We start from the raw sequence: 12961 nt of genomic DNA, 5'->3' as shown, positions 1-12961 counted from the left end.
TTGGTAGACGGCTCTTGCAGAGAAAAGGAGTATGCCTAGAAAGGCGAAAATGTCACTGCTTGATGGGAAGATTGAAACGGCGGGAGGAACCGTTGTAAGTGCGCAGAATCAGCATCATATACTTGTAGCTGACCGTGCCGCTCAGGGATTTCTCATCGCGCACTAGCGTCATGGGGTGGACGGTGTGCAGCCGTTTCACCAGACGTTCCGGGTCGTATTCGCCCTGATACAGAGCAACGAAGCGAACCATACCCCGCAGGATGCCGGAGCGGAGCGAATCCGGGTCGCCCTCCCAGCCACGCGCCAGCATGGTCAGAGCTTCTTTATAGAGATCTGCGCCGTAGGTCTTGTATTCCTTGAAAGCTGTGCGGATGCAGATGATCTTCCACGGTGCGCGGTAGTTGTCCAGACCCAGTTGCAAGCCTGTACTCTCGGTGGCGTTCAGGAACGCGATGGATTCTGCATCTTTGCCGACCAGAGCGGCGCGAAGTTCTGCGCCAGCGGTCAACGGGGTGGAAACGCCTGTCTGTTTGGAAAACAAGATGGCTTCTTCTTCCTCGGTCAGCCCGGTGTACACCTTGCAGATGATGGGGAGGTCTGCGCCGCCGTTCATGGCACGGCGGGTCACGATGGTGTGCTGACCGTCAAAGACGTAGTAGTGGCCGTCCCGGTAGCTGACCTTGGGCGGATTGGCAATCAGTTCGGTGAACTCTGCCGACATCTTCTCAACATTGGGGATGTTCAGCTTGCGCTGGTACTCGGCAGGGATTTCCAGATAAGCACTGTTGATGACCTTTTCCTCATAAGGTCGCTGCGCAAACAGGGCTTCAATGATGGCTTCATCGGTGATTTCGGGCATAATCTCAGGCATGGTGCTGACGCAGTTCATATTATTCATATCTTGTCCTCCAATTTTTGCAGATAGTCTTTGACTTTCTGGATGTTTCGTTTGACAGCAGAACGGTTGTCTGCATCGGTCAGAATGTCGGGATAGTCCCGAAAAACGCTCTCCCAGCGGCGTATCATGGTATTGGCAGCACCCGACACCTCACAAAGCATCGCGGCTCCATTGGCAAGCTGCTTGGCATTGTAGCGATGGTTTGCAATTTCAAGAATCTGCTGACGGTCAACTTTCAACGGCTCATTCTCCTTTTGTGGAAAAGTCGGCTCGGATAGAGCAGGAGTGGACGTTGGTTCTTCGTCAGGAGTTTCTATATCGGATGTACAGGCATCGGGCAGCGGTGCGGCCACGGCTGGGAGAACCTTCTGTTTTTGTGCAGGCGGCTTTTGGGGCTTCTGCTCTTTGGGTTTGCAGATTTCAGCCACCAGTGCCGGACGCTCTTCGGGAGGGGCGCGGGCAACGGACGCGATCTCGGCAGCAGTCGGCTTGACCTCGCCGGAAAGCACTCTCTGCCGTGTGCCGGGAACAGCTTCTTCGGCAGCGTCTACGCCTTTGGCAAAGCATTCTGCTCTCCGTACAAAGCTGTCCGTTGTATTTGTTTCACGAGCGATTCTTGCACGAGTTTTTTCGTTTTTTGGTTGGTGGTCATTTTGACCACCAACCAAACTTGTATATTGGTTAGTCCCTTTTTCATTTGGTATCAAAGCCTTTTCAGCGTCATATTGCTTTCCAATAAGGTACTTCTTCTGTTCTGGGGTGAGATTGCGCCGCCCAAGCTGGTTTTTGCAAATCCAGATGATTGCTTCATAGCGGTTTGCAAACTCTTTTTCGTGAACACTAAAAGGGATTTCTGGATGCTTTTTGGCGATGGTAAAGCGGTTGTGTCCATCCACGATCAGCCCTTCCCATGCGATGATGGGGTTAATGATGCGGCCATCCCGCAAGATGTTTGCTTCCAGCTGGTTTAGCTCTTCAAAGGTGAGCGGTGGAATTTTGCCTTGGAACTCTGGGTCAACTTTAAGCGCAGATAAGTTCATCATCAAACCGTCCTTTCTTCGTGTAGGCAGATTTGGGGGCTGCGGGCTGGATGTAGTAGTCAAACCCAAAGCGGGTCTGGCAGTAGGTGCAGGGTTCCTTGACGGTCTGGCCGGGGTCTGCGCGGCGGACGCAGATGCCACGAGTGTTGCAAAACGCATCCAAGCAGCGGGGGCAGAGGGTAGTCAGATTGCTTTCGTCGTGGTGCTTACGGTCAAAAGTACGGCTCATAGTCATTACCTCCGTGTCGTTGTTGTGAATAGTCGATATGGAAAAAGCCCACTGCCTTGATTCAGAAGAATCCCGGTGGTGGGCTTTGAAGTCTTGTTCTAAGTTTTCCACCCTATTTGTCCTCGACGCCTGGTGGAGTTGGAATACACCTCGGTCAGTGGGGAGTTTCACCCACACCGTCATTGGCCTTTCAGCCACCCCGCCTTCTTTATGGCCGGGCCGCGAATTACGGAAGTATCATCATTACGTCCGAGGGAATGAATATTCAGTTTTCAAGGTACGTCTTACAGTTTCGGGCTTCCCCCCTCATTTGGGGTGTTGCCCTTGCTGTGACCATAGTGTATCTGAAAGCTGAATGTTTTTTTAGGATGTCGTGCTTCCGCTTTTTGCTCCTGAAGAACCGGAAGCATCCCTTCCGGTTTTGATGCAAAAACATCGTTTTTACGAAAAACTCGCTTTTCAAAAAAATGATGAAAAATGCTGCTCTTTTGAGAAAGTTTTTGGAACCGAAAACGAAAAAAGCTCCGCTGAACAAGCAGCGTTCAAAGCTGATTGCCCAGAGGAGCATCTATGTGTGTTACAGTTCTTCAGCGATTGCAGCTAGATTTTGCGCAATGCGCTGTAATTTCAAAGAAAGTTTTTGATTTGCCAAACGCTTCTGTTGTAGCTTATTTCTCAAGTGTTCTTCATGGTCTGATAATACCTTTCCTATAATCAGATAATCCAGCGTCACATCAAAGAAAGCGGCAATTTCAACGAATAAATCAATGGATGGCGCATATTCCCCTCTCTCAAGATTGCGGAGATGGCGGTCACTGATATTCAGCTTGATAGCCAACTCCTCCTGCGTCAGATAGCATTCTCTGCGCAGCTTTTGGATGCGTTTTCCGGTTTCGAGCTGATTATAGTACATCATACGCCAGCCCTCCGACCGTGCAGAAATACAGCCAATAACGGCCACACCACAAGGTCAGAGCGCAAGCGGACATTCGGTGGCAGACTGCTTGCCTGCCGGGGCTAGGTTCGTACTCAATCAATCTTTTTTTCATAATCCTTCGTCCTTTCGTTGTCGATTATGGCGATACGGGCGGAGCATAAAAGATGCACCGTGCATCTTTCACGATAGAGAAAAAATCTCTATATTATATAGGACAAAAAAGAGGAAAAAGTTAGGGTTGAAACTCAAAAGTTGAATAAGTTGCATCTTTCTCGAAGCGCAGTTAAAGCAGATTTAATGCATTCAGAGACACTTCCTACCGATACACCTTCTTTGTTCGCTATATCCTGCATGGAAAGTCCAAGATAATAATAGCCATAGAGCCTGTGAGTCTGTTTGGGCGACAATGCCTGAATTTCCCGATCAATATGCCGGAAATAGTGCTTACGTTCAACAGTATCAGCAGGAGTTTGCGTAAGGAAAAGGGCATACTGTTCCACTACAAAATCCGGGTCGTCCAGCGAGTAATACGCATGGTAACGACTGACCTGTCTAACAAAAGCGTTTTCTTTGCACTTCGCATCTAAAAAAAACTGGTGTATATCTTCAGATACTTCTACAAAGAAATCTTTAGAGTGCGCAGTGGGGTAATACTCTTTCAAGTTGAGTGTGGGCATGTTTTTTTCCTCAAACATCGTGTAAACAAAAATGCACCATGCCAAACATAAAGTCTAGCATGATGTATTCTTAATGCAGCTATCTCAAGCTTTATATGTTAATGCCGAAAGGGGAACGCATCAGACTTCTGGAGTATCGTCGTTTTTAATAGGTTGTGATTTGGGCCGATACGGTTGATACAGCCAACCCGAACACTCTGGTGGCCAGTCTTCAATGTCTTTTTTAATCATATTTTTGAGAAATTTTTTCATCAGACTTTTCATGTTGATTTCCATAGAAAATCCTCCTGTATATTCCCTTTAGTGCAAAGATTACCAACGTCAAAGCATCTAATGCTAAAGCGGCTGTTAATCCTTTTAACACACTAAAAAGTTCCTTTGTAACGGGTAATGAGATTAACACTATGCATATTAAATTAACGATAGCAAGCACATAATAGAGTCGCTTTTGAAGCACAAATATTTCCGACTGAACTAAATGTATTCGAGAGTTATTAACAGGTGCGATTTTGAGAATCACAAAATCAGAAACTATCCAAATGACTATAAAAAAATCGGCATTGAGGAATTTGACGAGAACCATGGAGATTGATTGGAGAAATAATGAAAGCACCAAACAATGAATATAGGTTTCTGCATGATACCCATTCGTATATTTTCTTAATGTAACAAAGCCAATAGCAAAAGATATCGCTTGAAGGAAACCAAAATGGTAACTCCCAGATACTATTAAAAGAACCCCTGTAATAAGCGTTGACAATCGCTTTCCAATTCCATAAATACACCATTCAAGAGCGTCTTCTTTTATTAGTTTTCTTTTTAAGAATTCTTTTGCCAAGTATGTTGCAATGATATCCATATAATCAGTGCTCCGACATTCAAGGGTTTTATACATTGTGAATACACCGATTTTGAAAACAAATCAACTTTTTTGACACAAAGAAGGGATTTGCAATCACCAAATCGACAATTATGAGATTTCACCGGTAAATTGAAACCATCCATCTTCATAAATAATTGTAAAATCACCATTGTACTTTTTAAGAATAAGCTTTACGTTAGAAAGGCCGAAGCCATGAAGTTGCGGATTCGGCTTGGTTGTGTGAATGGTATTGTTTTCGACTTTGACCGGATTTGAGGTATTCCGAATGGAAAACAAAAAACTTTTTTCCCATAAGGCAATCACATGAATTTTCTTATCACCACAATATACTTGATTTGCTTCGATTGCGTTATCTAATAGATTTGAAAGCAATACAATCATATCAGATGTTTCAAAAGGTAGTGTTGATAAATCGTTTACAGTAAAATCAATATCAATGCCCTTTTGGATTGCTTCTGACGCTTTCATATTAAATAACGCATCCAAAATTGTATGATGAGTATTTACCAAAAAAAGTCGTTCGGTTTGTTGATTTGATACGGAATTCAGATATATTTCGGCAGATTCATATTCACGGTTTTGTAAAAGCTGTTGAAGCGTATTAAGATGTGAGCGAAAATCATGTACCTTTTTTCTTTGTTCCGAGAAAAGTTTACTAGCTGATTCCATGCTTCGTACCTGAACTTCAAGCTGTTGCCCCAATGAAAATAGCTGTTGTTCTCGTTCCATTGCTTGTTCCATACGTTCTAGGAGAAAAATTATTGCTGCGTTTGCAGCAATAATCAACCCACAAGTAAGAGCTATCGTAGCTTCGGATACTTTTTTTCCTGTTGATATGTAAAGTAGAACAATTAACACCATAAATGAGGCACAAGGAAACAACCAATATAGAGTTATTTGTGGAGTCCTAAGAGAATGTTGACTTTGTTTGAACTTGCTTTGACGCATGATCTTTCGAAATATTAGAACCAAAAACAGTTGTAATGAATAAGCAATCACTCCATAGACAATTACGCGAAATTCGGAAGCTTGAAATGTATCCGAATCCATTCCACAAATTGTGCTGCATATCATTCCGATAGTGAAAGATAAGCAGTATGACAGCAAATATTCAAGACTAACAAAAAATCCAAGCGCAATAGTTGAAATTCCCGTATATAACTTTTCAGCAATTATAAAATCGACTAGTAGAACAATAAAAATTTTAAATATTTGATTTCGTCCAATGATAGTTGAAAGAGCCAGAGGAATCCAACATTCAAAAAGCACACAACAAAATGCATTAAATTGAAATTTTAAATTATCCAAACGGCGTCGTGCAAAAACATCTAAAAATAAAATCAGACATATCGTATCCACAGAAGTATAACAAAGGCTCAAGAAAGTTTCCACCGATTTTTACCTCTCCATTTTAAATAAAGCTGCTTTAATTCTTTATGCTTTTTTTCACTGGATGGCAAGCATATTCCGCCTCTCAGATAAATTTTTTCATACTGAAAAAGTTCAATATATTCCATGTTTACCAGATAACTCTTATGTATACGTAAAAAGCCTAGATTTTGAAGTTTGTTGGAAAGGTCGGTCATATTTCCATAAAAACGGTAGTTGACTCGATCGTCATTAATTAAGTGCATAACAATAATGTGTTTATCTGATTCAAGATATAAGATATTATTGATTTGAACATCTATTGGCTCACCACTAATCGAAAAAGTAACTGTTTGTCGACAATTGAGAACTTCCCGAAGTGAGTCTATAAAATATGGAATGAGCTTAGATGGAATATCGGACTTTAACAAATAACGAAAAGCCTGTACTTCATATCCTTCAGGAGCATATTGGATAAAATTTGTAACAAAAATGATAACAGCCGTTGGATTTTTCAATCGTAATCTTCGAGCCAATTCAATTCCATTTAGTTCCGCCATATCAATATCCAAAAAGGCAATGTCGAATTCATCTGTATTTTCTGCGCTTAATGAATCTGTGAATGCGTAAAATGTTGCAATAACATTAGCTGATTGGCAATATTTTTGAAGCATTGAAACTTCCGAATCAATCATTTTTTGCTCATCATCGCAAATTAAAACTCTCATTCCATCAATCCCCCACTGTTAAATTAGGCGTCTTTTGTCACTCAAAATAGCGCAACTTCCTTCTGAAGTCAATGAAACTTCTATATAATCGAATTTTTCGAAGCCTATAATACGATTATATAGAATAAGCAAATAGTACACTCTAATTAAGATGGGAGTGGACAAAAATGGAACATTATCTCGGCGAAAAATTAAAAAAGTTGAGAGAAAGTCGGAATTGGACGCAGGCGGAACTTGCAAAACGATTGAACAAGTCGGTTTCTACAGTTAGCGGCTATGAAAGTGATGCTCATGCTATCCCATTAGATGTCCTAGTTAGTATTTCACTTCTGTTTGGAATTTCTACTGATGAACTACTGAATTTAGAAACAGTAAATGTCCTTCCGCTTTCTGGACTTACTAAAGAGCAATGTGATCTCTTAAGGAGAATACAACAAGAATATCTAGTTCCTAGTCAGCGAGGAAAAAATTTTTCTGAGAAGCAAATGAAAATCATCCATGATATTATAAAATCTTTCGGATGATTTGTTTATGAAAAAAGCTACTTTTCAACATGAGGCGCAGCACCTAATGCTGCGCCTCATGTTGAAAAGTAGTTTTTTTTTGCAAAGTGTCTATTGAGCAGGGATGTGAACTGTAAGGGAGAAGCAGAGTGAAGCTCCTATATATTAGTAAATACTTTCTCAAATACATGTTGACTTGAACGGAGTAAGATGATAACACGACTTGGTGCTTTCTTTTCAATGATTGGTGACAAATTTGTCGACATCGCGCTTGAAACATGCAATATATTAGATGTAGCCATGATTGGATGATAAGAATTTCGAGAATTTGTAACACCGAAAGGAAAAGTAAAATGAAAAAAATAAGCCGCAATGAGGGACTGCTAATTTTGGGGCAGTGGACATCTAAAATAGGAGATATTGTTTTTGATTATGTGAATAGTATTGCAATTGTTTCAACTTTTACAAATAGCATGTGGATTCTTGCGCTTTATCAAAATTCACAAGTGGTGATAAATATTCTTTTTAATCTAATAGGTGGAGTGGTTGCAGATTTGGGAAAACGGAAGAATATTATAATTGTTTCTGATTGTTTAAGTGCCATTATTTGCTTTTTTGCAAGTTTTTTCTTGAATTCGGATTGCATGGTTATTGCACTCGTCATTGCAAATGCATTATTGGCACTTGTTTTTTCATTTAGTTCACCTACATTTAAATCGATTACTAAAGAAATAGTAGATAAAAATCGGATTGGCTTTTTCAACTCAATTTCTAATGCTGGAATCGATTTAATAAAATTGGTAGGCCCGGTTGTTGGTTTTGCACTCGTGAAGGTGGTCGGTACAAGAGGGGCGTTATTAATTGATGCAATTACATTTGCAATTTCTGCTGGAACAGAGGCTCTTTTAATAACGCATGAGCACAATAGTAATAGTATAGCTGAGAACACCAGAAAACGAAAAAATATTCTTTTGTATAGTTTGGAGGGTGTGAAATATTTATTGGGTGAAAAAAAAGTTTTCCATCTAGTTGTCCTTTCGGCTTTTGTGAATTTTTTCCTCGCTGGATATGATCTTCTAGTACCTTATACAGAAATAATATATTGCGATGGATTTTATAGTAAAGTATTGATTGTAGAAGCAATGGGAGGAATTTTAGGAGCATCTATAAATGCAAAGCTTCCACATAAAATTATGCAAAACAGTTTTGCATTAACAATATTTTTGGGATTGACTGGATTACCATTGTTAATTATTCCAATATCCAAATCAACTGAAAATATAGCGATTTGCCTTTTGCCCTTTTTCATGTTCGGAATTTTTCTGACAATGTTTAATATCAATTTTATGACTTGTGTACAAACTTGTGTTAACGAAGATTACTTGGGTAGAGTTTTTAGCGTAATTTTTACAGTTGCCACTATGTTTATGCCAGCAGGCTCATTTGTTTTTTCCTCTATTATGAAAACACCCTCTATAACGAGTTTTACAAATGTGGGAATGGGGATTGTTTTTTTATCATTAGCAGGATTAAGAATATTTTATAAAAAAGAAACGCAGTACAAAAATCGCACTGAGTAGATATGAATACAGAAGTCAACTTATAATAAAATTTGAAATAATATCACCCAACACTCGAAAAAATCATTACTTTACAGTGAGGAGGAATCCCATTGTTTTAATGGGGTTGAACTAAAACATGAGATGGATGTTTAACGATGTATGGATGAATGACAAGTTTACACACATTAAAGTAAACGATAATTTCAAAATAACGACCTTACAGCAAATGGTCAATGGAAACATTTTGACAAAAAACAAGCAGAATAATTCTATAAACGGAATAATCGTAATAGGCAATAAGAAATGTTTTTATAAAGTACAGGAAATCAAGTCTTATTTCATGGAGTTGCAGGGCTATTATCAAATGTATTCAAAATTTCCAATTCCCGAACTTGTTTTTGCGGTGGTGTTCAATGATTGTGGTGTGATTATATATAAATATGAAGATAGTATTAGTCCGGGAAGAGGATTGCTAAACGACTATCTTATATCGGAAGATTCTTCCGAGCCTTTCGATTTTTTGAAATGTATAAAGTTAAACTATCGTAATGTGAAAACGAGAAATTCATATCCGATGCAAAAGTTTTTCGAGGGCAGAGTAGAAAGCAGATTAAAAAAATATTTGAATTACTCATGGACAGAGAAAAAAGTGGATATCGGGTTAAATAAATCATTAAAGACTAAAGATATTATTAAGGAGTGTATAAATCATTTTGAGAGCGAGAGAACATATAGATGTGTCCTATCACATGGAGACTTAAATACAATGAATATAGGAATAAAGCCTGTGTTTTTTGATTTTGTCACATCGGGGTATAACTATATAGATGCAGAGGTTGCAGTGTTTTCGATCTCATTGCTATTTATCGATTTATATTACAGTCCAAAATATCATAGAGAATCATATTGTGGGCATGAAAAAATATGCGACATGATTCCCAATATTCCACTTGATTTTTTTGAGGGAAAAGATATATTGAAAATCAACAGCTATCCAAAAACCGAAAAGAAGAGGAAAGCAATCGCCAAACTCTATTTGCAGGGACTGGAATATAATAATTCCGCTTTGTTATACTATATTATAATGAGATTCCTTACGATATTCGACATTGAAAAATATGAAACAATAGATAAAATTTATACCATATATCTTGTTCACTTTTTCTATCATCAAATGAAGCAAATGGATTTTTCAGATGTTGTTGATTCAATTAAAACAATCTGATTTATTTGGTAATGCCTTGTAGAATATCATTCATAACACATTTAGAATTGTGGAGGAAAACTTATGATAATTTCATTAAATGGATTAGACGATTGCGGAAAAACAACTCAAATAAAAAACATAACAAAAAAGTATGGAGACACATGGTTCGCATATAGTACTATTAAATTATCGAGAGAAATTGAGTGTCTAAGTCCATGTTGTTTTCATGAATGGTGGTTCAATACTTCAAAATGCGAAGAATTCTGCGATGAAATATATTCTTCGATAAAAGCAGGATTTTCAAATTTAAGAAACGATGCAATATTAGACAAGGGAATCGCTACATTTGATGCTAGAGTTTGGGCGACTTTAGTTATTAAAGGACTATCCAAGAAGGATGCATATGAGCTACTTCAGAAAAAAAAGAAGCAGCACGGAATTCAGATATTGGAACAAGAACGAATCCTTCTAGTCAAAAACGAGAGATACAACTATAAAAGGAATAATAGTGACTACTCACCCGATGAAGTCGCTCTATATCAACGATATCAAATATTACAAAAAACATTTCTGGAATGGCTATATAATATCGGCTATTTTACGCATAAAATTAGTACAAGCTGCTCCATAGATGAAACAACAAGAGCAATAATAGATTCTATTCAATGGAAAGATAAGAGATTCTCTGGAAATTCAACATGCATACAACTGGAACAACTTAAGTTGCCGAAGAAAGAACTCCAGCAACTCGATAAAATTTTGAATTATGTAAGATGTTTATTTGGAGACGACTTGATAGCATTGTTAGTAGGGGGAAGCATCAGTAGAAATCAATATATACAAAATTGGAGTGATATGGATATATTACTATTGGTGCGATACTATAGTTTTGAACAAAATCAGCAGTTAAGTGGATTTTTAAAGCAATTTGATATTAAGACTGGATATACCATTTTTTCCGAGTATGAAGTAGAAAACAGATTGATCGATGCGAAATCGCTATATTCAATATATGCCTATAATTCTGGGAGAATCACTTCTCTACTATATGGTGCAGTGCCATCTAGTTTATCCATTTCATTTGAAAATTTGAAGCAAAAAAACAAGATGGTGATTCCGGAAACCATACATAAACTAAAGAGATTACTGGATGATGGTATTACAGAGCAAAGCCAGAAAGAGATATTTAAGTTAACGGTACTTGTTATGAAGGTCTATCTAATAGATACATATAACATTATTCCGCAATCGTATAGATCTGTTATGGAATTGTTTAATTACCTAACCGGGGTAAATACTATTGAACCAAATGTTGTTACGCATGAATACAACTTTTCAAACGTCAAAGAATTCTCGATAAAAGTAATTAGCTATGTTAGTAACCAAAAATAGTAAAATTTATTGATGTAGCAACACTAAAAGAGATTTGAACTAATTTTTACCGACCAAACATTTTAGAAAACGAATTAAACTTAACGAATTAAACTTATTGATATAGAATACAAGGAGAAAAACTTATAATGAATTATTTAGACGGAAAAAATTTTTCAGAGGAAAAAAAGTATATCGATGCAATCTTTACGCTTTCAGGATTGAGTGAATGTGGCAAATCATCTGCAGGAATCAGAATGGCATCTAGTCCATTTGAAATTAAACGGTATAAAATAATTGAAATCGAAAAAGAGATGATGAGTGCAAGAGGCATGGATATATCTTCTGGTTTAAAGGACGAGCATTTTATTAAGTTATATCAAGATAAAAGTGAAGACGTATTTAAGGAGTTCATTTTAAGATTAATTGTACATTTAAAAGAAGATAATATAAAATGTGTATCTATAGAAAGTCTTTATAGAGCCCCGTTTGGTAGTTTCCTAAAAAGGGAATTTGGAAATAAGTGTGCCAATATTTATATTGAGGCCCCAATTGAGATTAGAGCCAGAAGAGAGTATAATAAAAAATGTTATGAGGCTTTTGAGAAAGGCATTTCGGGGATATCATATAAAGAGGTATTAGAAAGCGTGAAGATGAAAGATGCATTTAAAGAAAGTCATAAGGCATCAAATTGCAAGGAAATAGCAGACTATGTGATTATAAATGATGAAAAAAAAGATTTGGAGGACTTCTTACATGATGTAGATGTAATTGTATCAGATACTATTAAAGGAACGCAAGTTTCAACATGCCAAGTTATGAGAAGCTCAACTAAATAAGTGAACAACCGTAAAAAGTGAATTTTAACAGTTAAGATACTAGTAATTGATGCTATGAAATTCGAAATGCTAAAGTGAAAATTCTATGGAGGAAGCATTATGAAAATAATCTTTGTAAGACACGGAAAAGATGATAGCAACTATAGAGGTGGCTGGAGCACGATGGATTTGACAGAAGAAGGAAAAATCCAAGCGATGAGATTGGCTGAATTTTTGTATTCTCAGAAAGGGACTTTTGATATATCTAAAATTGTGTCAAGTGACTTGCCAAGAACAGTATCAACTGCAAAAGCAATATCATATAAATTGAAAATTCCTTTTCATGTAGATGCGCGACTAAGAGAAATGAATAATGGTGAATTAGCAGGAATGAAAAATGAAGTGGCTTCCATAAAGTATCCGGGATTGTATTTTAACACACTAAAAATGGATGAAAAGTATCCTAATGGAGAATCTCCAAGGGAGTTTTTTGATAGAATTCAGAAGTGGTTTTTCGATTTCATCAAAATGTATGAAGATTTTGAAAGCAACATTATAGTGGTGACGCATAGTGGAGTTATAAATATTATCTATTATATTATAAACAATATGGCATGGACAAATAGGGAAAAACCGTTCAAGGTTTCAAATTGCAGTGTTCATATTCTAAACACAAAGACCATGAAATTTGAAGAAAAAAACATCACGTACTTCTTGAATTGATTATAGAATATGAAAAG

The 12961-nt window shown here is 37.7% G+C and carries 14 protein-coding genes; 6 read left to right on the top strand and 8 right to left on the bottom strand.

Features of this window, described 5'->3' with window-relative positions:
- Positions 1-52: 52 nt before the first annotated feature.
- From MTP42_RS13670 to MTP42_RS13635, 8 genes are all read right to left on the bottom strand, one after another.
- Positions 53-898, bottom strand: coding sequence for a DUF6551 family protein (locus tag MTP42_RS13670; RefSeq protein ID WP_249257573.1), 846 nt, complete (start codon positions 896-898; stop codon positions 53-55).
- The gene (locus MTP42_RS13665) at positions 895-1941 is read right to left on the bottom strand and encodes a hypothetical protein (protein WP_249257572.1); all 1047 of its coding nucleotides are present in this window, start codon (positions 1939-1941) and stop codon (positions 895-897) included. Before MTP42_RS13665 ends, MTP42_RS13670 begins: the two co-directional genes overlap by 4 nt.
- Entirely contained in the window at positions 1919-2167 is a 249-nt protein-coding gene (locus MTP42_RS13660; protein ID WP_249257571.1) for a hypothetical protein, read from the bottom strand. Before MTP42_RS13660 ends, MTP42_RS13665 begins: the two co-directional genes overlap by 23 nt.
- Positions 2168-2744: 577 nt before the next feature.
- Entirely contained in the window at positions 2745-3083 is a 339-nt protein-coding gene (locus tag MTP42_RS13655; protein WP_249257570.1) for a helix-turn-helix domain-containing protein, read from the bottom strand.
- 266 nt (positions 3084-3349) lie between these two features.
- The gene (locus MTP42_RS13650; protein WP_249257569.1) at positions 3350-3781 is read right to left on the bottom strand and encodes an RNA polymerase sigma factor; all 432 of its coding nucleotides are present in this window, start codon (positions 3779-3781) and stop codon (positions 3350-3352) included.
- A 223-nt stretch (positions 3782-4004) separates the two neighbouring features.
- Positions 4005-4640: an accessory gene regulator B family protein gene (locus MTP42_RS13645; RefSeq protein ID WP_249257568.1), complete on the bottom strand. Its 636-nt coding sequence runs from the start codon at positions 4638-4640 to the stop codon at positions 4005-4007.
- A 111-nt stretch (positions 4641-4751) separates the two neighbouring features.
- The gene (locus tag MTP42_RS13640; protein WP_249257567.1) at positions 4752-6056 is read right to left on the bottom strand and encodes a sensor histidine kinase; all 1305 of its coding nucleotides are present in this window, start codon (positions 6054-6056) and stop codon (positions 4752-4754) included.
- Positions 6041-6760 (bottom strand): LytR/AlgR family response regulator transcription factor, encoded by a 720-nt coding sequence (locus tag MTP42_RS13635; protein ID WP_249257566.1) that lies wholly within the window; start codon positions 6758-6760, stop codon positions 6041-6043. Before MTP42_RS13635 ends, MTP42_RS13640 begins: the two co-directional genes overlap by 16 nt.
- A gap of 167 nt (positions 6761-6927) precedes the next feature.
- Between MTP42_RS13635 and MTP42_RS13630 the strand changes: the two genes are divergently transcribed.
- From MTP42_RS13630 to MTP42_RS13605, 6 genes are all read left to right on the top strand, one after another.
- Entirely contained in the window at positions 6928-7284 is a 357-nt protein-coding gene (locus MTP42_RS13630; RefSeq protein WP_249257565.1) for a helix-turn-helix domain-containing protein, read from the top strand.
- Positions 7285-7616: 332 nt separating this feature from the next.
- A complete protein-coding gene (locus tag MTP42_RS13625) occupies positions 7617-8843 on the top strand; it encodes an MFS transporter (protein ID WP_249257564.1) in 1227 nt (408 codons plus the stop codon).
- A gap of 118 nt (positions 8844-8961) precedes the next feature.
- Complete coding sequence (locus tag MTP42_RS13620; RefSeq protein WP_249257563.1) at positions 8962-10050, top strand: hypothetical protein; 1089 nt, start codon at positions 8962-8964, stop codon at positions 10048-10050.
- 63 nt (positions 10051-10113) lie between these two features.
- A complete protein-coding gene (locus MTP42_RS13615) occupies positions 10114-11424 on the top strand; it encodes a hypothetical protein (RefSeq protein ID WP_249257562.1) in 1311 nt (436 codons plus the stop codon).
- Positions 11425-11552: 128 nt separating this feature from the next.
- On the top strand, positions 11553-12242 hold the full coding sequence (locus tag MTP42_RS13610) for a hypothetical protein (RefSeq protein WP_249257561.1): 690 nt from the start codon (positions 11553-11555) through the stop codon (positions 12240-12242).
- Positions 12243-12341: 99 nt separating this feature from the next.
- Complete coding sequence (locus MTP42_RS13605) at positions 12342-12944, top strand: histidine phosphatase family protein (RefSeq protein ID WP_249257560.1); 603 nt, start codon at positions 12342-12344, stop codon at positions 12942-12944.
- Positions 12945-12961: the final 17 nt, after the last annotated feature.

Origin of the sequence: Faecalibacterium sp. I2-3-92, assembly GCF_023347315.1 — a bacterium.
Classification (GTDB): domain Bacteria; phylum Bacillota; class Clostridia; order Oscillospirales; family Ruminococcaceae; genus Faecalibacterium; species Faecalibacterium duncaniae.
Note: the sequence above shows the minus strand (reverse complement) of the source record. Positions and strands in the feature narration are given on the sequence as shown.